Source organism: Selenomonas dianae (assembly GCF_030644225.1).
In the GTDB taxonomy this organism is placed as follows: domain Bacteria; phylum Bacillota; class Negativicutes; order Selenomonadales; family Selenomonadaceae; genus Centipeda; species Centipeda dianae.
Genome location: NZ_CP128650.1, coordinates 1301081 through 1326712 on the forward strand (window position 1 = coordinate 1301081; position 25632 = coordinate 1326712).

At 56.4% G+C, this 25632-nt stretch carries 18 protein-coding genes, 1 tRNA gene, 1 other RNA gene and 1 pseudogene; 1 reads left to right on the top strand and 20 read right to left on the bottom strand.

Features of this window, described 5'->3' with window-relative positions:
• Nucleotides 1–3: 3 nt before the first annotated feature.
• The 11 genes from QU667_RS06455 to QU667_RS06505 form a co-directional block, all read right to left on the bottom strand.
• Nucleotides 4–924, bottom strand: coding sequence for a YitT family protein (locus QU667_RS06455; protein ID WP_304986403.1), 921 nt, complete (start codon nt 922–924; stop codon nt 4–6).
• Nucleotides 921–1553 (bottom strand): hypothetical protein, encoded by a 633-nt coding sequence (locus tag QU667_RS06460; RefSeq protein WP_304986404.1) that lies wholly within the window; start codon nt 1551–1553, stop codon nt 921–923. Before QU667_RS06460 ends, QU667_RS06455 begins: the two co-directional genes overlap by 4 nt.
• Before the next feature lie 18 nt (nt 1554–1571).
• Nucleotides 1572–2804: an aminopeptidase gene (locus tag QU667_RS06465; RefSeq protein ID WP_304986405.1), complete on the bottom strand. Its 1233-nt coding sequence runs from the start codon at nt 2802–2804 to the stop codon at nt 1572–1574.
• A gap of 1 nt (nt 2805) precedes the next feature.
• Complete coding sequence (dtd, locus tag QU667_RS06470; protein WP_304986406.1) at nt 2806–3249, bottom strand: D-aminoacyl-tRNA deacylase; 444 nt, start codon at nt 3247–3249, stop codon at nt 2806–2808.
• Between the two features lie 57 nt (nt 3250–3306).
• Nucleotides 3307–4590, bottom strand: coding sequence for a M18 family aminopeptidase (locus QU667_RS06475; protein ID WP_304986407.1), 1284 nt, complete (start codon nt 4588–4590; stop codon nt 3307–3309).
• A gap of 69 nt (nt 4591–4659) precedes the next feature.
• Nucleotides 4660–4736 (bottom strand) — tRNA-Pro (locus tag QU667_RS06480).
• 45 nt (nt 4737–4781) lie between these two features.
• The gene (locus QU667_RS06485; protein WP_304988425.1) at nt 4782–5495 is read right to left on the bottom strand and encodes an HAD family hydrolase; all 714 of its coding nucleotides are present in this window, start codon (nt 5493–5495) and stop codon (nt 4782–4784) included.
• 62 nt (nt 5496–5557) lie between these two features.
• Nucleotides 5558–7981, bottom strand: coding sequence for a DNA internalization-related competence protein ComEC/Rec2 (locus tag QU667_RS06490; protein ID WP_304986408.1), 2424 nt, complete (start codon nt 7979–7981; stop codon nt 5558–5560).
• A complete protein-coding gene (locus QU667_RS06495) occupies nt 7978–8544 on the bottom strand; it encodes a helix-hairpin-helix domain-containing protein (protein ID WP_304986409.1) in 567 nt (188 codons plus the stop codon). Before QU667_RS06495 ends, QU667_RS06490 begins: the two co-directional genes overlap by 4 nt.
• Nucleotides 8545–8580: 36 nt before the next feature.
• Nucleotides 8581–9375 (bottom strand): adenosylmethionine decarboxylase, encoded by a 795-nt coding sequence (speD, locus tag QU667_RS06500; protein ID WP_304986410.1) that lies wholly within the window; start codon nt 9373–9375, stop codon nt 8581–8583.
• Between the two features lie 108 nt (nt 9376–9483).
• Nucleotides 9484–10809, bottom strand: a complete 1326-nt coding sequence (locus tag QU667_RS06505; RefSeq protein WP_304986411.1) for a replication-associated recombination protein A — start codon at nt 10807–10809, stop codon at nt 9484–9486.
• A gap of 201 nt (nt 10810–11010) precedes the next feature.
• On the opposite strand from QU667_RS06505, the pseudogene QU667_RS06510 reads away from it, so the two are divergent.
• Nucleotides 11011–11100: pseudogene (locus tag QU667_RS06510) on the top strand (secretion protein HlyD); the annotation flags it as partial.
• A gap of 115 nt (nt 11101–11215) precedes the next feature.
• On the opposite strand, the gene QU667_RS06515 reads toward QU667_RS06510, so the two are convergent.
• The 9 genes from QU667_RS06515 to rnpB all read right to left on the bottom strand — a co-directional run bounded on the left by QU667_RS06515 (nt 11216) and on the right by rnpB (nt 25570).
• The gene (locus QU667_RS06515; RefSeq protein ID WP_304986412.1) at nt 11216–15799 is read right to left on the bottom strand and encodes a YDG domain-containing protein; all 4584 of its coding nucleotides are present in this window, start codon (nt 15797–15799) and stop codon (nt 11216–11218) included.
• A gap of 26 nt (nt 15800–15825) precedes the next feature.
• Nucleotides 15826–17475 carry a ShlB/FhaC/HecB family hemolysin secretion/activation protein gene (locus QU667_RS06520; protein ID WP_304986413.1) on the bottom strand — a complete coding sequence of 550 codons (1650 nt, stop codon included), beginning with the start codon at nt 17473–17475 and terminating at the stop codon, nt 15826–15828.
• Between the two features lie 157 nt (nt 17476–17632).
• Nucleotides 17633–19027: an ATP-dependent protease ATPase subunit HslU gene (gene hslU / locus QU667_RS06525; protein ID WP_304986414.1), complete on the bottom strand. Its 1395-nt coding sequence runs from the start codon at nt 19025–19027 to the stop codon at nt 17633–17635.
• Nucleotides 19024–19563: an ATP-dependent protease subunit HslV gene (gene hslV / locus QU667_RS06530; protein ID WP_304986415.1), complete on the bottom strand. Its 540-nt coding sequence runs from the start codon at nt 19561–19563 to the stop codon at nt 19024–19026. The genes hslU and hslV overlap by 4 nt, the downstream gene beginning before the upstream one ends.
• On the bottom strand, nt 19560–20897 hold the full coding sequence (gene trmFO / locus QU667_RS06535; RefSeq protein ID WP_304986416.1) for a methylenetetrahydrofolate--tRNA-(uracil(54)-C(5))-methyltransferase (FADH(2)-oxidizing) TrmFO: 1338 nt from the start codon (nt 20895–20897) through the stop codon (nt 19560–19562). Before trmFO ends, hslV begins: the two co-directional genes overlap by 4 nt.
• A complete protein-coding gene (topA, locus tag QU667_RS06540) occupies nt 20894–23218 on the bottom strand; it encodes a type I DNA topoisomerase (RefSeq protein WP_304986417.1) in 2325 nt (774 codons plus the stop codon). The genes trmFO and topA overlap by 4 nt, the downstream gene beginning before the upstream one ends.
• Nucleotides 23181–24272, bottom strand: coding sequence for a DNA-processing protein DprA (gene dprA / locus QU667_RS06545; protein WP_304986418.1), 1092 nt, complete (start codon nt 24270–24272; stop codon nt 23181–23183). Before dprA ends, topA begins: the two co-directional genes overlap by 38 nt.
• Nucleotides 24273–24481: 209 nt before the next feature.
• On the bottom strand, nt 24482–25144 hold the full coding sequence (locus QU667_RS06550; RefSeq protein WP_304986419.1) for a C40 family peptidase: 663 nt from the start codon (nt 25142–25144) through the stop codon (nt 24482–24484).
• Between the two features lie 66 nt (nt 25145–25210).
• An RNA gene (rnpB, locus tag QU667_RS06555) (RNase P RNA component class A) lies at nt 25211–25570 on the bottom strand.
• Nucleotides 25571–25632 lie beyond the last annotated feature (62 nt).

The following is a 25632-nucleotide window of genomic DNA, read 5'->3' on the forward strand; positions in this document are numbered from 1 at the left end:
TACTCATCTTCTTTCCTTTTCGTCGTCATAGGCATCGTCTGATGCCGAGGCATCGTTCTGATTGATCCGTCCAAATCCCCGTCCCATGACCTCGTTCGCAGACATAATGATGACAAAGGCACGGGGATCAACATTGTGTACAATGAATTTCAGTTTTCCGACCTGTGTTGTCCCGACGGCGACGAATACAACATTGCGTTCCCGCCTCGTGTATGCACCCTGTCCATGCAAAAACGTGACACCACGGTGCATCTCGTCGATAATGTTCTCTGCAATCTCCCTGTGTTTATCGGAGATGATCAGAACAGCCTTGCGGTGGTTAAACCCTGCAACAATTTTATCCACCACCGTCGCATTGATGAACATATAGATGAGCGTGAACATCGCGGGTGCCATGCCGAAGAGGAACGCCGCAATAAGCATGATAAGGCAGTTCATTGAAAAGAGAACGCCACCCATATGCAGGTCATAGTATTTACGAACGATAGCCGCCAGAATATCAAAACCGCCTGTGCTGCCATTCATGCGAAAGACCAGACCATAGCCAAGCCCCGCAAACACACCGCCGTACACGGTGGTCAGCATCATATCATTCACCGGAGCATAGGCATTGAGCGGCCGCGTCAGATCGAGAAAGAACGAGAAAATCGCCGTACCGATGATAATGTCGATCGTATAGGCTCTGCCCATCAGCTTCCACGCCATAAAGAGGAGCGGTATATTATAGAGAAAGGTCTGGAGGCCGATGGGCAGCCCAAAGAGATAATAGACGATCATCGCAATGCCCGTCGCCCCCCCTGTCAGAAGGTGCGCAGGGATTAGAAACAGGTTGATCGAACAACTCGCGATCAGACAGCCGAGGGTGATTCCGGCATAGCGTATGGCGCGATGTCCGAGTGCGCGCATATGCAGCTCGTGTGTCATTTGACATATCCTCCCAGCCGCACCTTGTCACTTTGCGGCAAATCAGATACATCAATCTCCTTGCAAGCGATCAGCCCTTTGGTCAAATCGAGCTCAACAAAGGTATCGTCATCCGACAGTGCCATGGCATCCGCCTCCTCATCCGTCAGCGGAAGCATGGTGATACGCGCGGATGCAAGTGCATTGTTCTCCGCATCGAGATTCAGAATCAATCGCTCATGCGGATGTTCCGGATGTGCGTAGATATAGCAGGTACTACCGTCCAAAAACTGACGCGGCGCTTGCCCATACACCTTCATGAGATAACTGCTCGTCGCCCCATAGCGCACATCCCTGCGCAGACGGTACGTCTCGCCGATCAGATTGATGTCCACCACCTTCCCGGCAGCGGCAGAAGTCGATACGACAACATCTCCGTAGGTGAAGGTCTTGAGGTGTATCCCCCATATCACCTGCTCGTTCTGCACATCAGGCTCCCCCCACTTCGCACGCAGATCCCCCTCATCATCTCCGAGCGCAACGTTCTGATAGGAAAAATCCTCTGCTTGTACCCTGCCCGCCGCCTCTCCGTTGACTGAAAGCAAAAGAAGGCACAGCAGCAGTACAACGAAACGAAAATATCCACGCATATTTCTCACCTCACAGGATCAAAAGGTAAAATTCCCATGCTCCATGATGGTAATTGACGCACCGGACGCAGTTTTTCCGACCACCGTAAGATCCGCCGTCCCGATCATAAAATCCTCGTGAACGAGCGAATGATTTACACCGTGTTGTTGCAGCTCATCCTCTGTCATGCCCTCTCCATTCTCTATGCAGGTCGGATATGCCTTTCCCAAAGCGAGATGACAGGAGGCATTTTCATCGAAAAGGGTATTGTAAAAGAGGATACCGCTCCGCGAAATCGGCGAATCATGCGGTACGAGCGCCACCTCACCGAGAAAGGAAGCCCCCTCATCCGTGCTGAGAAGTTCCTTCAGATGCTCCTCTCCCTGCTCCGCCTTGTAGGTGACAACCTTCCCCGCCTCAAACGTGAGCGTGAATCCACGGATCAGATTCCCATTGTAGTGGAGCGGCTTCGAGGCGACCACCGTCCCGTTGACACCGTCGCGTTTCGGCAGTGTATACACCTCCTCCGTCGGGAGATTTGCGGCAAAGAGGATTCCATCTGCCGATTTCTCCGCGCCGCCCATCCAAATATGCCCCTTTGGCAACTCGATACGAAGATCTGTTCCCAACGAATTGCGGTAGTGCAGTTCCGTAAATGCCTGTGCGTTAAGAAATGCTGTCCGTTTTTGCAGACGGTCAATATGGGTGTGCCATGCGGATACTGCATCCTCCGTTGCGGAGACACGCACGGCGCTGAGAATCTCTTCCCAAAGGCGCTCCATTGCCGCCTCCTCCGAGCATTCGGGGAACACCTTGCACGCCCACGCTTTTGTAGGCACAGAAACAACACACCATGTATTTTTGTTGCTCATCAGACGCGCACGGTAGTCCATAAGGGCTTTTCCCGCTGTCTGACTTGCCTCCGCGAGCCGCTGCGGGTCAATGTCCGAATAGAGATCAGGATCGGATGCCGCAATCGAGATAAACGCCGCGCCCTGCGCCGCGTAATCGTCATAGAACGCCTTGCGCCATGCGGGAAACGCGCGAAACCGCTCCGCATCCGCCTTTTGCAAGCGGATGTGGGAAAACGCCTCATCATTCCAGTTCACAGCGACATCATACGCCCCGACATCGTACGCTTCTGATGCAAGCATATGTACAAAGTCTGCACACGTAATCGGCGCATGAATGACAAGGGGCTGTCCCTTCTGTAGATTGACCCCCACGCGAATGACGAGCGCAGCATATTTTTTGAGTAAATCCGTATTCATCTCATACCTCGTTCGTATCAAAGATCAGTGTCACGGGGCCATCGTTGACGGAAGATACCTGCATATCCGCACCGAACTCCCCACATTCGACATGGACACCGCGATCCGTAAGTTCCGCTATAAACGCCTCATAGAGCGGGATTGCATGAACCGGCTTTGCCGCCTTGGAGAATCCCGGGCGACGCTTTTTGAGATCGGCAAACAGGGTGAACTGCGAGATCACAAGCACCGCGCCGCCCACCTCCGCAAGCGCACGGTTCATCTTCCCGTTTTCATCGGAAAACACACGCAGATGGACGATTTTCTCCGCAAGATGTGCGGCATCTGCCTCCGTATCCTCCGGTGCAATACCGAGCAGGATCAGATACCCCGTGCCGATCTGACCGCACATCCGTCCTTCGATTTCCACGGACGCTTCCTTCACTCGTGTAACTACAGCGCGCAAGAGATCCCTTCCTTCCAATGAGCCCTATTATAGCACGCTTCTGCACGGATGTCTTTCTCACGCAGAGAAAAAAGACGTAAGCAGACGCATGAGCGCAAACGGATCCCGTGCTCCCATCATCTCACGTGCCGAATGCATTCCGAGAATTGGTGCGCCGATGTCCATCGTCCGCATCGGAACCTGCGTGGAAAGGATCGAGCCGAGTGTCGCGCCGCCCGTGGCATCCGAGTGATTTGTAAAAATCTGATACGGAATATGTTCGCGCGCGCAAAGTCCCGCAATCACAGCAAACGCCTCGGGATCGCCGGCATAGGACTGATTCGCGGCGACCTTGAGGACAGTTCCACCATTCAGAAAAGGCTGATTCGTCGGATCCGCCTTTTCGGGCGCATTCGGGTGCAGGGCATGGGCGACATCCACGGAAAGACAGAACCCTTCCATAACTTTTTTGAGATATTCCTCTCGATCAAGCCCCAGCTTGTAGCAGACACGCTCCAACAGGATGGCGAGTGCCGCCCCGCCTGCGCCCTGCTTCGTGCGGCTTCCCACCTCCTCATTGTCAAAGAGTGCCGCGACCCGAATGCCGTCCCCGTTCCAATCACCGATGGCGTCAACGCACGCCTTGACTGACGAGAGATTGTCAAGGCGCGGCGCGGAGAGAAAAGCATCGTCGCATCCCAAAAGACAGCCGTGCTCATAGGGATAGGCGTTCAGATCGTAGGACAGAATATCATCCGCCGAAACACCGAGCTCCTCCGCGAGCAGGACAAGCAGTTTCTTCGCATCATCCTCATCGCCATCGCCGTTTTGGAAGAATAATGGCAAAAGATCCTTTTGCGGCTTCAGCTCAACGCCCTCATTCACCTTGCGGTTCATATGAATCGCAAGATTCGGCACAATCATCAGCGGACGGCGAAAATCCACAAGCCGCAATATCGGCGCAAAGGGATCCGCACCGCGCAGGGCGACCGCTCCCGCAAGGGACAAGGGGCGATCCATCCATGTGTTCCGAATCATTCCACCGTATACTTCGACATTCAGCTTCCCATAGCCATGCTCCTTGAGCACGGGATTCGGCTTGACGTGCAGACACGGAAAATCCGTATGAGCACATACGATACGCAGGGGACCTTTTGCCGCATTTTCCCCTAGCGCAACAAAAATTATCCCCGTGTTGTAGAGCGGGAATGAATAAACCTGCCCTGCGGAGAGTGCGGCGTTTTCATTCATGGGAAGCGCACGCAGGAGGTTTGTGCTCTGCTCCACCACATGATACGGTGAAGTCGTCCGATCAATAAATGAAATCAAATCCTCTGCACAGAATTTTTCCTCAGATGTCATACCTTCCTCACATTCCTTCATAAACAGAAAAAGACCCGCCCATTGGCTGGTCTTTATGCATTAAATAAATGGTCGGGATGACAGGATTCGAACCTGCGGCCTCATCGTCCCGAACGATGCGCGCTACCAAACTGTGCCACATCCCGACAACGATATGTATTTTACCAAGTTTTCTCATAAAAAGCAAGCATTTATTTTGCGAGATAGTCACGCAGCACCGCACACAGTTCTTCCTCCGAATGAACCTCTGCATTGGGACGAATCTCCGCCCCCGTTGGAATGCACCGCCTGCGGTGATTGAACCAAATCGAGTGCCAGCCCGCTGCGTGCGCCCCCTCAATATCCAGATCAAAGGCATCCCCGACATAGAGCAGATTCTCGGGCGTGCGATCCAGACGGTTCTCCATCTCACGAAAGATGCGCACATCCGGCTTGCGAAAGGGATAATCGCCGGAGACGATGATCTGATCCTTCGGGATCCACCGAGATACATCGAGAGAACGCAGCTTGTTTCTCTGATGGCGGGATTCCCCGTTCGTAATGACACCGAGGCGGACCACTTTCCGCAGATCATCCAAAAGAGCAGTCATCACGGGTGACAGCCGAATCTGATACTGCAACTCCATATAGGTGCGCTGGAATGCAAGCGCCTCCGCGTCCGTCACCGCTATCCCATAGTCGCGCAGGGTCATCCGTACGCGATAGATATAGAGCTCCTCCATGCTCATTCTGCCCGTCTGCGCGTCCGCAAAGCATTCGTCGCTGTGGCGGCGAAAAGCGAGAAAAAGGGACTGCACAGGCAGTTCGTACCGCGCCCCATAGAGGCGTTGATATGCTCCGAAAAAAGGCTGTGCCATATCATAGAGCGTGTCATCGACATCAAATACCACACCGCGAATATCCATCATATCCTCGTTTCATATACATTGATTGTTACCATTATAATAGAAAGAAAAGAACAGCGCAATCAGTCACGCAAAATTTTCCCCTCAGCAAAGGTACGGACCGAAAGATGCTCGCCATCCGTCCGAAAGACAATGGCACCGTCCCGATCGGTACGCAGTGTTCGTGCCCCCACATCTTCATACCGTTGCACAACGACCGGACGCGGATGTCCAAAGGTGTTGTCCGCCCCCACACAGCAAACGGCATAGAGCGGGTTTACCGCGTGAACGAACGCCTCACAGCTGGACGTATCCGACCCGTGATGCGGAATTTTGAGCACAGTTGCATGAAGATCTGTCCCCCGTGCAATCATCTTCTCCTCATGCTCCTTGACGAGATCCCCCGTAAAGAGAAAACTCGCATTCCCGTAGCGGACACGATAGACATTCGACACCTCGTTCCCCGTCGTGTGCTCCACACTCCCATAGGCGGGTGCATAGAGGACATCGACCGTCACGCCGTCCACCGTCATCGACAGCCCTTCCTCCGCCCTGCCCAGTTTCATCAGCAGCGGATTCCCGTCGCCGATCCGCATACTTCGAGCATATGCTGCCACCCCCTCATCAGCAGTATAAACGTGCTTGACCTTCATGCGCGGTAAAATACCGCCTGCCCCCGCGGCATGATCCTCATGCGCGTGTGAGAGAAAGATATAATCGACCGCATGAATCCCGTAATGGCGAAGATATGGCACATCGACGCGTGCACCAACATCGAACGCTCCATCCCGCGTACCGCCCGTATCAAAGAACATGGCATGACCGTGCGGCGTCACGACGAGGGCAGCATCCCCCTGACCGACATCAATAAAATGAACGGCCATCTCATCGGGGCGTACCATGTTCCAAGAAAATACAGAAAGGATGGATAAAGAAAGAACAATAACAATAATTTTATAAAAACGACAAATAAATCTCCTGTATTCTCCCGAAAAAACAGGAGCCAGAACGAACAGATAATAGAAAAGCCCCGCACATATTCCCATGGATGGAAGTTCCACCTGTGCAAAGGGCAATGCAGCCATCGCCCGTGTCAGTTCAAACGTAATGCCGAGCAGAATGCTGTCAAACCCAAAGACGATTTTACCGAGAAACGGCATGAAAAAAGCAGCGATACCGCCGCCAAGTCCAAGGATGATAATAATATCAACAAGAGGAACGACAAGGAGGTTGGCAAGAAGCGCTGCCAACGAAATCTGATTAAAATACCATGCGAGGATCGGCAATGTCGCCAGCTGCGCTCCGATCGTGATCGAAAGACTTTCTGCGAGGATACGTGGCAGAAACTTCATGTACGCGCGAAGGACAGGAGCGAGAAAGAGCAGTCCCATCGTCGCCAAAAAGGATAACTGAAAACTGATATGAAAGAACAGCAGCGGTGAGACCATCAACATGAGAAGCCCCGTGAGCACGAGCATATATCGTGCATCGCGCTCCCGCCCGAGCACAAGCCCGAGAAAGGCGACCGCCCCCATGATGCCGGAGCGTACGGCAGGCGGAACCATGCCCGCCAAAATCACATAGACGATGATCGCCATGATGACCGCCGCTGCGGACAGTATGCGCGGCAGCCGGAAAAATAAGGCAAGCCACGCAATAACGGCGGCAAGAAGGCTGATGTGAGAGCCGGAGACCGAGAGAATGTGCACAATCCCCGTGACGGTAAACGCCTCAAGCAGTTCCGGACGGATGCCGTCATACCCGCCAAACAGCATGGCAAAAATGGCAGAGGCATCTGCGCGCGGCATGACCTGCGTCATGCGCTCGATATAGTGCGTGCGCACGCGTGCCGCCCAACGACGAAAGGACTGTGCATAGGACGGATTCCCATTGGAAGTAATTTCTATTCCGCTGTCGTCCGCAAAGAGTCGTGCCGTGATTCCATCACAGCGCAGCAAAAAGACCGTATCAAGCTGTCCGGGATTCTGATAGGAATGTGGGCGGCGAACCGTTCCCTCGGCTGTGATTTCATCGCCGATTTCCACGTGCGTCGGAACTTCGCCCTCTGCGCAGCGCGTATGGATGTGAATTTTTCCGCCGGCAGCATATCCATCATCCCCCCTCATGATCCGACGGACTTCCACCGTATAGCGAATATGCTGCACATGATCCGCATCCGTACGGATCACAGGCGCATCGACAATCGTGCCTGCAACGCGTACACGTTCCCCTGCCATATGAGAAATATCGTGCACGGGGAGCTCATAGGCAGCGGCAAAGCGAACAAGTCCCAAGATGAAAAAAAGCCCCACAAAGGCAATCCATGTTCGTTCACTCGACTTCAGAGCGAGGATTGCCGATGTAAGGGCTGCCGCCAAGAGCAGACAGATGAGAGGCGGCGCATACGTCGCAAATGAGATATGCAGCCATGCACTGCAAAAAATTCCAAAACAAAACATTACCAAGAGACCGCTGAGAAATGAGAGCGGATACTGCCCCATCTTCATATGGTCACCTTGTCTTTCATCTTTTCAAATTTGGCATTGCCGATCCCGCGCACCTTTTTCACATCCTCGATGGATTGAAATGCACCGTTCGTCTCACGATACTCAATGATGCGCGCGGACATGGCGGGACCGATCCCGGGCAGCTCCTGCAGCTCCTTCTCTCCCGCTGTATTGAGATTGATCTTTCCCTCTGCATTTTTTCCGGAAACGGCAGATTGGACACCATCGGAGAACCCGCCCACGCGCTCGGGCACGCGAACCTGCATCCCATCCTCCAAAAATGCCGCCATATTGATGCGGTCAATGTCCGCCGTCTCAATCACACCGCCTGCGGCATTCACCGCATCCGCAACGCGCTGCCCCTCAGTCAGTGTAACGAGCCCGGGCTTTTTGACCTCACCGCAGACATAAACGGTGACGGATCGCTTCACCTCGGCACTTTCGTTGACTGCCGGAGGGAGCGACAATGTCCGTTGTTCCGTGTAGTAGCCGTACATCGTGCCGCCAAGCACGGCAATCACCAGCACGAGGAGGACAAGAAGCGATTTCCGGAACATGGGCATAAAACCACCCCCCTCGACATACGGTTACACAGGGCGTCAATACACATTTCTGCCGCTGAAGATCTCAATCATCTCACGGCGCAAACTCGTACTGATGAGGAGGCGTGTCTTTGGCGGAATCTCATCGACATCGGTATTAAAGAGATAGTTTTGGAGCTGCGGCTCCTTAATCAGCATACGCGTGTGATAGAGGCTCGCCTGATAGAGATTGATGTCCACCGCATCGTATTCATCCAGCGTCTCCTGCTTGATAAACTCCTGAATGGAGGTCATCTTGCTGTCCACGAACAGCTTGCGACCCTGCAAGTCGCGCGTAAAACCGCGCACGCGGTAATCCATCGTGATAATATCCGAATCAAACTGACTGATGAGATAGTCGAGCGTCTGCAGCGGCGTGATCTCCCCGCAGGTCGCCACATCAATATCCACGCGAAAGGTCGCGATGCTCGTGTCGGGATGATACTCGGGGTATGTGTGTACCGTCACATGACTTTTATCGAGGTGTGCGAGAATGGTCTCCGGCATGGGAGATTTTGCATTGATCGGCTTCTTGCTGCCGGAGACCACCGCCGCCTCCTCCGCAATCAGCATGGTAACACTTGCTCCCTGCGGCTCATAGTCCTGTTTGGCAATGTTGAGAATCCGTGCGCCGATCATATCCGTAACCTGCGAGAGAATCTTCGTAAGGCGATCGGAATTGTATTGTTCGTCAATATATTTAATATAATCCCGCTGCTCACGCGCAGATTTCGCATAGCAAATATCGTAGATATTAAAGCTCAACGCCTTGGTGAGGTTGTTAAACCCATATAATTTCAGTTTCCCATCCAACGCCAAAGTTCCTTCCTTTCTCTCAACAACAGATCCAATCATCCGAAACAGCACTATTTATTATTATTTATTGTGCATTTTTAGTTATTTTTAGTTATTTATTTAAATTTATTTTGGCGGATGACTTTTTCGCCACATCTTAATCCAATCCAGACGTTCGCGAAACCGTCCTTCCATTCCCTGCTCCGTCGGTTGATAGTACGTTTTCCCAACGAGCGAATCCGGCAGACACTGCATATTCGTAATACGCTCCTCCGTATCGTGTGCATATTGGTAGCCCTTGCCATAATCCAGATCCTTCATGAGCCTCGTCGGCGCATTTCGGATCACGAGCGGAACGGGTTCGGCTAACATATTCCGCGCATCTGCAGCAGCAGCGAGGTATGCCGTCTCCATCGCATTGGACTTTGGCGCGAGGGACAGGTAGATCACCGCCTCAGTCAGATGGACATTGCACTCGGGGAACCCGATGTAGTGGCACGCCTGATATGCCGCAACAGCAATCTGAAGCGCCCTCGGATCGGCAAGCCCCACATCCTCCGCCGCAAAGCGCGTCACACGTCGAGCCACATAGAGAGGATCCTCCCCCGCCTCAAGCATACGTGCGAGCCAGTAGACCGCCGCATCGGGATCCGAGTTGCGCATCGACTTGTGCAGTGCCGAGATGAGGTTATAGTGCTCCTCACCGCTCTTATCGTAAAGAAGGGATTTCCGCGAAATACATTGGGCGAGATTTTCCTCCGTCACATAGATCTCGCCGCCGCGCTCATCCGCATTCAGAACGAGCATTTCGAGCGTGGAGAGGGCGCTGCGTGCGTCACCGTTTGCAAATGCGGCGACTGCCGTCATGCCTTCCTCGGAGAGATGAATCTTCATCGAGCCGAGCCCACGCTCCGATGAGATCGCATATTGGAGCAGCCGCTTGATGTCCTCTGTCGTAAGCCCCTGCAGGACAAAGACACGGCAGCGTGACAGGAGTGCGCTGTTGATCTCAAACGAGGGATTCTCCGTCGTCGCTCCGATCAGCACAATGCTCCCGCGTTCGACAAAGGGCAGAAAAGCATCCTGCTGCGCCTTGTTGAAGCGATGAATCTCATCCACAAAGACGATGATGCGCTCTCCGTATATGCGGCGGCGATCCGCCTCCTGCATAACCGCGCGAATATCCTTAATGCCGCTTGTCACCGCCGAGAAATTGATGAATTTCGCCTGTGTGCGTGCCGCAATGATCTGAGCGAGCGTTGTCTTCCCGACCCCGGGCGGTCCCCAAAAGATCATGGAGGTGATGTGATCGCTCTCGATGAGGCGGCGCAGTATCTTCCCTGTACCAAGAAGATGCTGCTGCCCGACAAACTCCTCAAGCGACTGCGGACGAACGCGCTCGGCGAGCGGCTGATAGACCGCACGCTCAAAGAGACCGCCCTGACCGTCCATCCTCACATTCCCCTCTCATACGCATATTCTTTCATAATGAATTATCGCACAAAAAAGAAACTTAAGCAACAAAAACGTTTGGGAATTTCTTTTTCGCTGTTTGCACAAGAAAACGGGACTGCCGCACGAAAGTTTTGTGCGGCGATCCCGTTTTTTAGGAAATCGCTGATCATAGCGATTCCCTAGGGAATCGCTGATAAAATGAAGTCCGTCGGATTGGTGCAGATTTTTTGTCCTGTCAAGGAGACAAACCGGACGCATAGCATAGACTATGTGGAGGATTTGTCGACATAGACAGGGCGAAAAAGATGTGCTAAGACGGCGGTGCTGAATTTATCAGTGCTTCCCTAGTTATCCTCCGATTTGTTTCCTCGACAGGACAGATGTCTGTTGGATCGGCAATTCCTCAGTCGAGACGCAGCCCCTCGATGCTGAAATCGGATGCCATGTGAAAACGATAGATGCCGAGTGCTGCGGCGGAGACGGGGCGCGGCGAGCCATAGAGGTAGACGGTGTCGCCGACCCCCATGTCGAAGCGCGGCGTCGCGTCCTGCACGAGTGCGGCAAGGATGCCGTTTGCGGTCGGCATGGCATTGACAGTGCAAGCCGTCGCGTTGCCCGCCGCCTGTCGGATGCGGTAGTTGCCGAGGACACCGTCGCTCACGCTGCCGATGCGTCCTGTGATGTCGTAGGTGCCTAGCGTGTCGGTATTCGTAATCGTACTGCCAAATGCAATGCCGTCCGAACCGAATACGCGCTCGTCCTCACCGTCCGCAAAGCCGTCCGCACGTCCCGTAAAGGCGGGCAGCGGCTCGCCCTGCACAAGGCTCTGCGCGTCGGCGGTCAGCGTGAGGTCGCGATGTGTGATATTGCCCGCGCCCTGCGCGGCGGTCGCGGCGAGGCTGTAGTTGTCTGCAGCCGCGCCTGTGAGTGCGACACCCGTGTAGCCCACCGCATTTGCCGTCGCGACATCCTTGCTGTTGTACGCCGCGCCCGTGGCGGTTGCTGTCACAAGGTTCTCCTCGCCCGCAACGACATTATTCAGTGCCGCATGGAACTTCGACGCATCTGCGGCAGTTGTGCCGTCGTAGGTCTTACTCTGCGCCGCAACTGCGCCGAGGGTCAGCGCACGCCGCGTGATCGTGCCCGCGCCCTGCGCGGTATTCGCGATGCTGTAGTTCCCCGCGCCCGCACCCGTAAGCGCAACGCCCGTATAGTTGACCTTGCTTGCCTTGGCAACGTTCTTATCGTTGTATGCTGCGCCCGCAGCGGTCGCCGCTACGAGGTTTTCCTCGCCCGCGACAACGTTTCCGAGTGTTGCGCGGAACGCTGCTGCGTCTGCGGCGGTTGTACCGTCGTAGGTCTTTGTCTGCGCCGTGACCGCGCCAACGGTCAGCGTGCGCTTTGCAATCGTACCTGTACCCTGCGCCGTCGTCGCGGCGAGGCTGTAGTTGCCCGCATCCGCACCCGCGAGGGCGACACCCGTGTAGTCAATGCGGTTCGCCGCAGCGACGTTTTTGTCGTTATACGTCGCACCTGTGGCGGCGGCTGTGACATTATCCCCCGCGATGGTATTGCCGAGCGCCGCGCGGAACTTCGATGCGTCGGCGGCTCTCGTGCCGTCGTAGGTCTTTGTCTGCGCTGTGACTTCGCCAAGGGTCAGCGCACGGGGCGTGATTGTACCTGCACCCTGCGCGGTACTCGCGATACTGTAGTTCCCCGCGCCCGTACCTCTGAGCGCAAGCCCTGTGTAGTTGACCGTGGTTGCCGCAGCAACGTTCTTGTCGTTGTACGCCGCGCCCATGGCGGTCGCCGCTATACTGCTTTCCTCGCCCGCGACGACATTTCCGAGTGTCGCATGGAACTGCGCTGCGTCTGCGGCGGTTGTGCCGTCATAGGTCTTTGTCTGCGCCGCGACGGTATCAACGGTCAGCGCACGCCGCGTGATTGTGCCCGCACCCTGCGCGGTGTTCGCGATGCTATAGTTCCCCGCGCCCGTGCCTGTGAGCTGAACACCCGTGTAGGTGACCTTGTTCGCCCCTGCGACATTCTTGTCGTTGTAGGTCGCGCCCGCAGCGGTCGCTGTGACAAGGTTCTCCTCGCCCGCGACGAGATTGCCGAGCGTCGCATGGAACTTCGACGTGTCTGCGGAGATATTGCCGTCGTAGGTCTTACTCTGCGCCGCGACTGTGCCAACGGTCAGCGTGCGCCGCGAGATCGTGCCCGCGCCCTGCGCCGTGGTGGCGGCAAGCGTGTAGTTCCCGGCATCCGAACCCGCGAGACCGACACCCGTGTAGTCGATCCTGCTTGCCCCGGCGACGTTCTTGTCGTTGTACGCCGCACCCGTGGCGGTCGCCGTTACATTGTCACCCGAAACGACATTATTCAGCCCCGCATGGAACTTCGACGCATCTGCCAATGTATTTCCGTCGTAGGTCTTTGTCTGCCCCGCGACTGCGCCGAGGGTCAGCGCACGCCGCATGATCGTGCCGATGCCCGTGAGCGTGGTCTTGTTCAGCGTGTAGTTGCCCGCGCCCGCCCCCGTGAGCGTCAGCCCGTTAAACGTGACGGTTTTGTCTGCGGCGGCATTCTTGTCGCTGTATGTGCCTGTGGAGGGAGCGAGTGCGATGCCCGTGCCCTCCGTGCCGACAAAGCCATCGAGGGTATAGTGCGTCCCCTTCGCGAGCGACTGCGTCACGTTTGCATTGCCGTCATAGGTCTTGTCAAAGCGTGCGCTGCTCGTGAGTGTGAGATCCAGCTCTTTCGGATAGATTGTCCCCACACCCCGTGCCTCCTTGACGGTATAGTTGCCCGCGCCCGTGCCCGTGAGCGCGAGATTTTGGAACGTCACTTCCTTATCCTTGCCGGCGTTCTTGTCCGCATACTTGCCCGTGACGCCACCCGCCAGTTCGATATTATCTTCGTCCTCGCTGCTGACAAAGCCCGTGAGACGATAGTGCCGCCACTTCGTGAGCCACTGCGTGACGGTATCGCTCCCGTCGTAGGTCTTGTCAAAGCGCGTGCCGCTCTTAAAGTCGAGCGTCAGCTCCTTCGGCTTGATCGTGTACGCGCCGCCGGTGATGTCATACTGCTCGCTGTAGGCATGATATGTGCCGGCATCCTTCCCTGCCGTCCAACTGATACCGGGCGCGAGACCCGCAATCGTCGGCGCCGTGCCGTCGTAGACACTCTCACGGTTTGCAAGGTGCTTCGTCCGAAGGAATGCCGTGAGCAGCGGCATGGTCTTGCCGTCGTAGATGCGCCACGGCGTCCTCTTGCCGCCCTCGGTGGCAACGTCGCTGCCCCATTCCGCGTATGTCGCCGCCTTCTTCATATCGTCCAGACTGTGCTCTTTGACATCGGTCACTGTAAAATTTCCCTGCTTTTTGCCGACGTCCTTCCGGATCAGAGCGTCGTTCCCATCCGTTACACTGCCCTCCTTCCATACGGCATGGCTGACCGTGGCACCGCTCAAAAGTCCCACAACACCACCGACTTGCGAATCCGTCTGTCCCGCTCGTTGCTCCACATCTCCCGTCTGCACGGCGTTCTGAACGCGGCTGTTTGCCTCTACCGATCCCGCAATGCCGCCGAGCATCTCATTTCCTAAGACCTTGCCCGCATTCCGGACGTTCTGAACGGTGGAGTTGCCAATCATATATCCCACAATGCCGCCGACAGCCTTGTTCCCTTCGACTGTGCCCTCATGGTAGGCGTTCTCAAGGGTATATTGATCTAGCTCTCCCACAATGCCGCCGACCGCGGTATCGTCTCCATGAACCTTACCGCTGAAGGAGACGTTCCGTATGGTAGACCATCTTGCACTTCCCACAATGCCGCCGACGCTTGCCGCTCCCGACACGGAGGCACCCTTCAGGGAGACATTCTCGATGTGCGCGGACTCGATTTCTGCAAACATCCCGCGAGAATACTCCCCGAAACTATCGGTCGGTGACTTAATGGTCAGCCCCGTGATCGTGTGCCCTACGCCGTCAAATCGTCCCTTAAAGGTCCCTATGCTATTATCAGAACTGCCAATCGGCTGAAAGCCCCGCTCCCAGTCCTTTGTCTCGTTCGCCGCGATGTCATTCGCGAGCATATATCTGCCATCCACCTTCGCATTCATATTCTGGAGATCGTAGACGTCATGCACGCGCATATAGTCATAGTCCGTATGCGCCGTGCCACTGAGGTTCGTTACCACCCATCCGCGCGATTTTGCAGATGCGGCATGATGCGCGGCATTCGTGCTCGCATAGTTGGAGACCTCGTGCGGCGTATCTGTGCCGTTCACCTTGAAGTTCCTCGTGATTTTATTGCCGACATCGTAGCCGATGTGCGGCGTTTCTTCGCTGCGGATGGTGACTGCACTGCCCGTGAGCGCCGCAGTGCCCGCCATGTTCTTCACATCATCCGTGTTGATGACTTTGACGTTCTTGCCCTCGATGTAGAGTTTCGCCGTCTTTACCGTGCCGAGGTTCAGCACGTCGCCCATCTGTGCGGTGGCGGAGAGCGGGCTTGTGCCGTTTGCCTTGAATGTGTTCGTCGCTGTGGCAATATCAGCGGGATTCGCCGTCGAGAGGTAGAGTGCGCCCGTATTGACCTGCGATCCCTTCGCGAAGAGGATGCCGTGCGGGTTGACGAGGTAGACGTTCCTGCCGCCCTCGATCGTGCCGTAGATGTTCGACGCGCCCTCGCCCGTGACGAGGTTCAGATAGTCGCGCGTCTGCGCTCCTCTGTCAAAGCGCACCTTCTCGTTCTGCTCGATGGAGAAGTCCTCCCAGCGGAGGATATTGTGATCGGTATTGCCCGCGATGTCCATGACCGTGCCGTTCGTGGAGATATTCGCCTCGGTCTTGTTCGTCGCTTCGTTCGCGCCCTCGATGGGGAGCGCGTACGCGTGCGGTGCGGCAAAGGGGGCGGCAATCACGCCCGCAACGAGGGCACAGAGGATGGTGCGGCGCAGATGTGCGTTCGATGTTGTTTTCATTTCCTTTATCCTTTCTCTACGATTCATTACCACACTTTACCGACCATAAACCAGAGGCGGTTCTTTGCCTGTGCCTCCTCGCCCGCATTCCGCGCAAGTCCGATGCGCCGCGCCCAGTCGAGCCGCAGGAAGCAGCTGCCGGGGCGGCTGTAGCTGATGCCGATGCCCCATCCCTTTAGCGTCGTGCCGCCGTCCACGCCGTCATGCGCATACTGCACATGACCCGTATCGTAGTAGGTGCTGAGTTCGAGGTGCGGGATGCCCGTCCGATAGACGAGCTCCGCACTCGTGAGATAGCCGCTGTCGCCCGATCCCTCGCCCTGCGGGTAGGCGCGCACGCCGTTCGCCCCGCCGAGGTAGATCTCCTCGGAGCTGTCGAGGTTGTCCCCCGCCGCCTGCATCTGCGTCCTCACGTTCAGATGCCACCGAGCCCCAAGTTCCTGCCGCACGCCGAGATTCAGCACGCCCTTGGTGAAGCTGCCCTCCGTGCCGGCGCGCCGCATCTGCAATGCCGCCATTCGCGAGTCTGCCGCAATCGTCCCGTGGTATGCCGTGAGGTCATAGGTGAGATGTGTGCGCGTGCGGTTCGTCTCGCCGCGCACGCCGAGACGGGCGGTGTTGCTGTGCTTTTCGAGGGTCATGCCGACATTCTTGTATTCATCCTCAAGCCTGCGCCAGTCCCATCCGTAGGTGAGGCTCAGGCTGTCCCTGCTCGTGCGCAGGAGCGGTGTTGTACCGAAGAAACTGATGGTGTCGGCTTGTCCCGTCGCACCGAGGCGGCGAAATGCACCCGCAAGCTCGTAGTTCATGCGGCTGACACCGAATCCGAGCACGGTGCCGTCCACGCCGACGGGGCGGGTATAGGTGAGGCTGTAGTTCCTCAGATCCTCGTTCGAGATCATTGCGCCGAGGCTCAGACGGTCGCCACTCTTCGTGAGGTTCGAGAGTCCAACCTGTGCGCCGTAGCGGTAGCGTCCCGAGGTCCTCCCCCCGTAGTTCTCGCTGTAGAGGACGAAGCTCTGCCGCCGCCCGTCCTTCACGCGGATGGTGAGGTCGCTCGTGCCGAACGCCGCGCCCGGCGAGAGCAGTCCCGCCGCCTCTACGCCGCTGAGGGCGGCGATGTTATAGAGTGCCTTTTCGAGCCGCCGTCCCTCGATGGGTGCGCCCGTGTAGAGCGCGTGGGCGAGGCGGCGAATCTGTCCGTCATCAATGGCGGCGGAGTTCTCGATGTTGATATTGCCATAGCGTCCCGCGAGGATGCGGATCTCAAGCGTACCATCCGCACTCGTCTGCGGCGGGAGGTAGGCGGCTGCTGCGGGATAGCCGTGGCTGCGTGCGTACTGTGTGAGCCCCGTGAGGAGTGTGTTCAGCTCCGCCTCGGAGATCGTGCGCTCTGTATAGCCTGCCGCCCTCTGATTCAGCTCGGTCGCATTCAGCTGCGTGCCGTCCTGCGTGACGGTGATGCGTGCGAGACGGAACGTCGCACGCCCTGCGCCATCCTCCGTCACAGGCAGACGGTTCTCAAGTGCTTCTTTCGTCGCGTTCTCCCCGATCTGTCCGGCATCGGATGCCGGCAGATTCGTCGCTGCAAGCGCGGCGGACGGGAGGAGGAATACAGCTGCGAGCGGCAGGGCGCAGTACAGTGCGGATCGACTGGAAATTAGCTTTGTTTTCATCAGAATTTCTCTCCTAAACATGGACTTCTATTTGCACTTTATTTTAACAAGTCAATCCATTAGTGACAAGGAATTTGCAGAAAGTGACGCATTCAGGTATGAAAGTGATGTATTTGGAAAAAAAATATCCCCCGCGCTTGACGGGGGCGTTTGTCATTTACAAAATGAAGCGGGATATGTCGTGGTTGCCCGCAATGTCGGAGAGACAGTGATCCACATACGCACTGTCTATGACGATCTCCTTATCTTCGAGCTCCGGCGCCTCAAATGAGAGTTCTTCCAGAAGTTTTTCAAGGAGGGTATAGAGCCGCCGCGCACCGATGTCCTCCGTCTGCTCATTGACGGTCTCGGCAAGCTCGGCAAGACGGCTGACGGCATCGTCCGAAAAACGCAGGGAAACGCCCTCCACGCCAAGCAGCGCACGGTACTGTTTGATGAGTGCGTTCTTCGGCTCGGTAAGGATGCGCTCAAAGTCCGCCTTGACGAGCGACTTCAGCTCCACGCGGATCGGGAAACGGCCTTGCAACTCGGGAATGAGGTCGGATGGCTTTGCCATATGGAATGCGCCCGCCGCAATGAATAGGATGTGATCGGTCTTGACGGGGCCGTACTTTGTCATCACTGTCGAGCCCTCGACGATGGGCAGAATGTCGCGCTGTACGCCCTCGCGCGAGATGTCCGCCCCCGCGCTGCGCCCGTTGCTGACGGCGACCTTGTCGATCTCATCGAGGAACACGATGCCGCTGTACTCAGCGGCGTGTACCGCCTCATCGGCGACCGCATCCATATCGACGAGCTTGTCCGCCTCCTCGGCGGTAAAGATCTTACGCGCCTGTGCGACCGTGACCTTACGCTTGCGGCGATTTTTGGGGACGAGCCTGCCGATCATGGATTGGAGGTTGTCGCTCATCCCCTCAAGCGACGAGCCGGCGAACATATTGCCGGCAGGACGCGCGGACTCCTCCACCTCGATCTCGATCACATCGCTTTCCAGCTCGCCCTTGTGGAGGCGCTTGCGTACCCACTCACGTCCCGCCTGATACTTCGGCGGCTCCTCGGTCTCCTGTTTCTCCTCCGTGTCCGAGGAAAAGATACTGCTGAGAGGGTTGGATGTTTTTTTTGCCGGAGGGACAAAGACATCAATCAGACGTTCCTCGGCATTTTCCCGCGCCTTTTCCTGCACGTCCTCGATCTTCTGCTGACGCACCATGCGCACGGAGGTCTCGACAAGATCGCGCACGATGGACTCGACATCGCGTCCGACATAGCCGACCTCTGTGAACTTCGTCGCCTCCACCTTCAGAAACGGCGCACGAACCAGACGGGCAAGACGGCGTGCAATCTCCGTCTTGCCGACACCGGTCGAACCGATCATCAGGATGTTCTTCGGAATGACATCCTCGCGCATCTCATCGTTCAGCTGACGGCTGCGCCAGCGGTTGCGGAGTGCGATGGCGACGGAGCGCTTTGCCTCGTTCTGTCCCACAATGTATTTGTCCAACTCTGCAACAATCTCACGCGGTGTCTGTTCGTTGACCCCGATCTGACTCATGACTCCAGTACCTCCACTGTAATATTATGATTGGTATAGACGCAGATGTCCGCTGCGATCGAGAGGGACTCCCTCGCAATCTCAGCTGCGTCCATTGTGCTGTGTGCGGTGAGGGCACGCGCTGCGGCAAGGGCAAAGAACCCGCCCGAACCGATGGCAGTGCAGTCCCCATCCGGCTCGATGACCTCGCCGTTGCCGGAGATCATGAGAATGCCGTCCTTGTCCGCAACGAGGAGCAGTGCCTCCAGTTTGCGCAGCACCTTGTCCGTGCGCCAGTCCTTTGCCAGTTCTACGGCGGCACGCTGCAGATTCCCGCTGTAGGATTCCAGTTTAACTTCAAATTTCTCAAACAGGGTGAACGCATCCGCGACCGAGCCGGCAAATCCCGCGAGGATCTTTCCATGATAGAGACGGCGCACCTTGCGTGCGTTCGCCTTCATAATGGCACGCTCACCGAAGGTCACCTGTCCGTCGCCCGCAATGGCGACCTTGTTTCCCTTCTTGACCGCGACAATGGTCGTTGCATGAAATGTCATACTGTGTATGCTCCTTTGATGTGCTCTGCACAGAAATTCTCCAGTTCCGTCAACGCACGCTCCGCAAGCATCCGTTTTTTCTCCGGCTTGCGTGTGCGGCGCGGAATGTGCTCCAGTGTAGGAAGCAGCCCGAAATTGATGTTCATGGGCTGAAAGTAATTCGGGTCGCAGGATGTGATATAGTGTGCAAGCGCACCATGGCACGTTGTCTGCGGAAAGACAAGCGGCTCCCTGTCTGCCGCGCGTCGCACGGCATTCAGTCCCGCGATCAATCCGGATGCGGCGGACTCCACATAGCCCTCCACGCCCGTCATCTGCCCTGCAAAAAACAAAGCCTCATTCGTCTGCGTCTGAAAGGTCGGACGCAGATGGCGCGGTGCGTTGATGAAGCTGTTGCGGTGCATCACGCCATAGCGCAAAAACGCTGCGTTTTCAAGTCCCGGGATCATCCGAAAGACGCGCTGCTGCGCCCCCCATTTGAGTCGTGTCTGGAATCCGACAATGTTGTAGATGGTTCCCTCTGCATTGTCCTGACGCAGTTGGACGACGGCATGGGGGCGTACGCCTGTTTCGGGATGCTCAAGTCCCATGGGTTTGAGCGGTCCATAGAGCAGCGTATCCTTGCCGCGCGATGCCATGACTTCGACGGGCATACAGCCCTCAAAGAAGATCTCCTTTTCAAAGTCATGCGCCTGTGCCGTCTCTGCTGTGGTGAGCGCCGTGTAGAATGCCTCGTACTGCGCCTCATCCATCGGGCAGTTGATGTATGCCGCCTCGCCCTTCCCGTAGCGGGAGGCACGATACGCCTTGGACATATCAATGCTTGCAAAGCTCACCAGAGGAGCGGCAGCGTCGTAGAAATAGAGGGAGTCATTTCCAAGCAGTCGTGCGATCTCCTCCGAAAGCGCACCGTCGGTCAGAGGTCCCGACGCAATAATGACAATGCTGTCGTCGGTCTGTGGGATCTCCGTGATCTCCTCATGATGTACGGTAATATTCGGATGCGACCGGATGCGTGCTGTAATGTAGTCACTAAATTGCGTACGATCCACGGCAAGCGCACCGCCGGCGGGAACGGCAGTCGCGTCTGCCGCCTCCATGATGAGTGACCCGAGCCGCCGCATCTCCTCCTTGAGAACACCGACAGCGTTCTCAAGGCTCGCACCGCGCAGGGAGTTGCTGCACACGAGTTCGGCAAACCCGTCTGTTTGATGCGCGGGCGATCGCCGCAACGGACGCATTTCATAGAGCTCTACCGAGGCACCCGCATTTGCAGCCTGCCATGAAGCCTCACAACCGGCAAGCCCCGCACCGACGACGATGATCTTCTTCATGCACCTGTCCCCTTGCGCCGTGTTGTTTTCTTCTTTACGGCAGTACGCTTCTCTGCGGCAGGTGGGTCAGCATCCTTCGCGGCTTGCGCCTGTGCGTGTGCCTTCTGCCGAGCCAGTTCCTTTTCGATGGGGCTGCCGATGCGCGAGGAGCACGCTTCGTTGCTGCAATAAAGGATGCTGCGTCCCGTACGATAGCGGTGCCGCTGCATAAACGAACCGCAAATTTTACATTTCTCCTGCTGTGGTTCGTCCCACGTTGTATAGTCACAGTCAGGATAACGGTCACAGCCAAAGAATGCCCGCCCGCGACGGCTCTTGCGCTCGACGATCTTGCCGCCGCATTTGGGACAGGCGACACCTGTATCGCGCAGGAGCGGCTTTGCATTGCGGCAGTCGGGGAAGCCGGGACAGGCAAGAAACTTGCCGAAACGTCCCTGCTTGACCACCATCATGCGTCCGCATTTATCGCAGGGAATATCCGTGACTTCATCGGGAATCTCGACCGTGCCGATGACATCTTCCGCCTTTTTGAGCGTTTCGTCAAACGGCACGTAGAATTTGCGCAGCAAATCGTTTTTGTCAAGCGTGCCGTCTGCGACTTCATCCAGTTCTCCCTCAAGATTTGCCGTGAACTTCACATCGACAATGTCCTTGAAATATTCTTCGAGCATATCCGTCACGATGAAGCCAAGTTCCGTCGGTCGAAATTGTTTTTCGCGGCGTTCCACATAGCCGCGCTTCTGGATGGTCTCGATGATCGGCGCATAGGTACTCGGCCGACCGATCCCCATCTCCTCCAATGTCTTGACGATGGACGCATCGTTATAGCGCGGCGGGGGTTCAGTGAAGTGCTGTTCGGGCTTCAGTTCGGAGAGTGCCAGCGCATCCCCCGTCTCAAGTTCCGGCAGAAGTGTGTCCTTCTCCTTCTTTGCAATCTCCGCGCCCACATAGACGGCGGTATAGCCCTTGAACGTGAGTTTCGACCCGTGTGCGCGCAGCCGATAATCTCCCGCCTCGATCTGCGCCGCAATGGTATCGTAAACGGCGGCAGACATCTGGCTCGCCGCAAAACGCTGCCAGATGAGTGTATAGAGGCGCAGCTGATCCCGGTTCAAATACGGCTCTACATCGGAGGGGGTTCGCAGGATGCTCGTCGGGCGGATCGCCTCATGCGCATCCTGTGCCTTCTTGCCCATCACGTAGATATTGGGGCGCGTCGGAATGTATTCCTTTCCATAGGTATCCGTGAGAAAGTTCCTCGCCTCCTCAATGGCAAGGTTGGAGATACGTGTCGAATCCGTTCTCATATAGGTGATGAGACCGGTCGCCCCGTGCCGTCCAAGGACAACGCCCTCGTAGAGCTGCTGGGCAATCATCATCGTACGTCCCGAGGTAAAGCCGAGCTTGCGTGCCGCATCCTGCTGAAGCGAGCTTGTCGTAAACGGAGGAGCGGCTTTCTTGCGGCGTTCGCTGCGCTTCACGTCCTTGACGCTGAACTCCTGTCGCGCAAGATCGTCGGTCAGCGTCCTTGTTTCTGCCTCACTGTGCAGTGACAGCTTCTTTCCGTGTGCATGGGTGACATCCGCCGTAAAAGAGTTCTTTCCCTTTTTCAGCTTCGCCTCGACGGTCCAGTATTCCTCCGATTGAAACGCCTCGATCTCACGCTCCCGATCACAGATCAGGCGCACGGTCACGGACTGTACGCGTCCGGCGGACAGCCCCTTTCGCACCTTGCGCCAGAGGAGCGGCGAGAGCTTGTAGCCGACGATGCGGTCGAGCATACGCCGCGCCTGCTGCGCGTCCACCTGCTCCATGCGGATCGGACGCGGGTGCCGCACCGCCTCCTCAATCGCCGGCTTCGTAATCTCATGGAAAACAATGCGGCAGTCCTTCTCGGGGTCAACCCCGAGAATAAACGCCAGATGCCACGCAATCGCCTCCCCCTCACGGTCGGGGTCGCTTGCGAGATAGATCTTGTCCGCATTTTTTGCCTCTTTTTTGAGCGCACGAATGAGCTCCCCCTTGCCGCGGACATTGATGTATTTCGGCAAGAATTCATTTTCGACATCAATGCCGAACTGGCTCTTCGGCAGGTCGCGCAGGTGCCCCATGGAGGCTCTGACGATGTAATTTTTTCCGAGATGTCGCTCGATGGTCTTTGCCTTCGCCGGAGATTCTACAATCACCAGAATTTTTTTCGATGATTTTTTTCCCGATGTTTTCGTGTTTTTTGTCGTTTTCGATTTGGATGTTTTCGATGCAGATGTCAGCGTAGCCAATCTGTCAGTTCCTTTCAACGCGCCGATAGGCGTGCATTTCATTTTCTGTAACAATGCCCTTGAGCTGCATTTGAAGCAGGAGCAGCGGGATGTTTGCCGTCCTGTCCTCGGGGAGGCTGTCGATGATTTCATCCATGCTCAACGCATGGTCAAAGGACAATACCTGATAGATGCGGGATTCCTCCGGGGTTAATTGCTCACGCACCGAGCGGCGCGGGGGATCAACAAGATGCATCTCCGCAAGGATCTCCTGCGGCGCCTCCACGAGCTGTGCTCCTGCGCGGATGAGATTGTGACAGCCGCCGCTCTGCGGGGAGTAGATGCTCCCGGGGATCGCGTACACATCCCGTCCCTCACTGAGCGCCATCTCCGCCGTGATGAGCGAACCGCTGCGCTGCGCCGCCTCGACCACGAGTACCCCCTCGGACAGACCGCTGATGATGCGGTTGCGTGCAGGGAAAAATACGGGAAGCGGCTGCGTTCCGGGCGCATACTCGGAGATCACGGCGCCGCCCGTCTCAACAATCTGCGAGAGCAGACGCCGATTCTCGGGCGGATAGGAAATATCAATCCCGCAGCCAAGAACAGCGACGGTTCTGCCGCCGCGCAGTGCGCCGCGGTGGGCACGCGTATCAATGCCACGCGCCGCGCCGCTCACAACGGTGACACCTGCCGCCGCAAGCCGCTCGGCGAACTCCATCGCCGCAGCCTCTCCATAGGCGGTAAATTTACGGGCGCCGACCATCCCAATACGACGTGCGTCCGGAATCAGTGTACCGCGACAGTAGAGAACAAGCGGCGGGTCGAAGATCTCGCGCAGAATGACGGGATAGTCTGCGTCGTCAATCGTGATGAGCGCAATGTCCAGACGCGCACAATCCTCCCTAATCTGTGCAGGAAGATCAGGGTGCATCGCACAGTGCCGCGCCAGTGATTCGGCAAGCGTATCCGTAAGAGCACCTGTTTCCCGAAGTTCCTCCGCATTCATCGACCAGATCGCACGCACGTCGGGAACAGCGACACACAGACGGTGCATACGCACGCTCCCGATATGGCGGCACTGCAATAATGCGGCAAGATACCATCGATCCTCCATGACTGTACGCTCCCCATATTACATAAATTCATACAATAATGCAACCGGCAGGAATGATTTTGTATTTAATGAAGAGTTTTATCGTGGAAACAATTCATCACCGAATACATAGTATAGCATGAGGAACACAAGAAGGCAAAGAAAGAGATCAGACATAGCATTCTCCTATGAAAAAAGAGGGGCAATGCCCCTCCCCAGATTCCGTATGATCACATAATGCGGCGTGCGCCAATGAAGCACGCTCCCCAGTAGCCGCCGTGCAGGTTGTCAACCGCAACACCACGGCTCGACGAGGCATTGATGAAGTTGCCGTTGCCAAGATAGATCCCCACATGAGATGGTCCGTATTCGTAGGTCGAGAAGAATACGAGATCACCGGGCACCATCTCAGACGACGAGATCGGATAGCCCATATCGTACTGTGCATCTGCCGTACGCGGAAGATAGATGCCCGCATTGGCAAAGACATAGCGCACGAAGCCCGAGCAGTCGAAACCGGCGGGGCTCGTACCACCGAAAGAATACGGAACTCCGATGTACTGCATGGAGTCCGAAATCACACGGCGCACAATATAGTTCGAACCGCGGCTGACCTGCGGCATGGATTTTCCAAGAAGCGCCTGATAGGTCGAGGGTCCAACCATCCCATCGACGGCAAGTCCCTGCGCCGCCTGGAAATCCTTCACCGCCTCCGCCGTCGCCGGTCCGAAGTCACCGTCGGCAACAACATCGTACCCAAAGCTGGAGAGCTGTCCCTGAATCTCAGCTACATCCGTTCCCTGATCGCCAAGCTGGAATGACTCTGCACTCGCAACTGCTGTGGAGCAGAGAAGCATTGCGGATAATACAAGAATCTTGATTTTCTTTCGCAAGCAGACACTTCCTTCCATTGAGCCCAAGGAACTCCTCGGACACACTGAATCATTTCCATAGCATTGGCTGTGAGAAACCAATAAGCCGAGTTCTGTTCCGCCCAATGGGCGGCGACAATCATTTATCTGGGACGCTTGTCACCAAGCGCCTCAAGCGACACTACCCGGAAGGCCGACGGGCCGCCTTAATCCTTCCCTATTTGGTCTTGCTCCATGTGGGGTTTACCAAAGCCAGCCGGTCACCCGACTGCTGGTGCGCTCTTACCGCACCTTTCCACCCTTACCGGTCAGAAACCGGCGGTATAAATTTCTATAGCACTGTCCCTGAGGTTGCCCTCGCCGGACGTTATCCGGCACACTGCCCTGTGGAGCTCGGACTTTCCTCGCCCATCCGAAACGGGTGGACGCGATTGTCTCGGTTTCTCATACCAATGGAGAGATTATACCACATATGGGGTACAGGTGTCAAAAGTCCCCCTAGCCCTTGT

Coding starts and splice junctions, on each gene's coding strand:
- QU667_RS06515 (WP_304986412.1), bottom strand. CDS start 15,799: ATGAAAACAACATCGAACGCACATCTGCGCCGCACCATCCTCTGTGCC.
- QU667_RS06505 (WP_304986411.1), bottom strand. CDS start 10,809: ATGGACGGTCAGGGCGGTCTCTTTGAGCGTGCGGTCTATCAGCCGCTC.
- QU667_RS06460 (WP_304986404.1), bottom strand. CDS start 1,553: ATGCGTGGATATTTTCGTTTCGTTGTACTGCTGCTGTGCCTTCTTTTG.
- topA (WP_304986417.1), bottom strand. CDS start 23,218: ATGAAATGCACGCCTATCGGCGCGTTGAAAGGAACTGACAGATTGGCT.
- QU667_RS06485 (WP_304988425.1), bottom strand. CDS start 5,495: ATGGATATTCGCGGTGTGGTATTTGATGTCGATGACACGCTCTATGAT.
- trmFO (WP_304986416.1), bottom strand. CDS start 20,897: ATGAAGAAGATCATCGTCGTCGGTGCGGGGCTTGCCGGTTGTGAGGCT.
- QU667_RS06520 (WP_304986413.1), bottom strand. CDS start 17,475: ATGAAAACAAAGCTAATTTCCAGTCGATCCGCACTGTACTGCGCCCTG.
- QU667_RS06465 (WP_304986405.1), bottom strand. CDS start 2,804: ATGAATACGGATTTACTCAAAAAATATGCTGCGCTCGTCATTCGCGTG.
- hslU (WP_304986414.1), bottom strand. CDS start 19,027: ATGAGTCAGATCGGGGTCAACGAACAGACACCGCGTGAGATTGTTGCA.
- hslV (WP_304986415.1), bottom strand. CDS start 19,563: ATGACATTTCATGCAACGACCATTGTCGCGGTCAAGAAGGGAAACAAG.
- QU667_RS06495 (WP_304986409.1), bottom strand. CDS start 8,544: ATGCCCATGTTCCGGAAATCGCTTCTTGTCCTCCTCGTGCTGGTGATT.
- dprA (WP_304986418.1), bottom strand. CDS start 24,272: ATGGAGGATCGATGGTATCTTGCCGCATTATTGCAGTGCCGCCATATC.
- QU667_RS06490 (WP_304986408.1), bottom strand. CDS start 7,981: ATGAAGATGGGGCAGTATCCGCTCTCATTTCTCAGCGGTCTCTTGGTA.
- QU667_RS06475 (WP_304986407.1), bottom strand. CDS start 4,590: ATGACATCTGAGGAAAAATTCTGTGCAGAGGATTTGATTTCATTTATT.
- QU667_RS06455 (WP_304986403.1), bottom strand. CDS start 924: ATGACACACGAGCTGCATATGCGCGCACTCGGACATCGCGCCATACGC.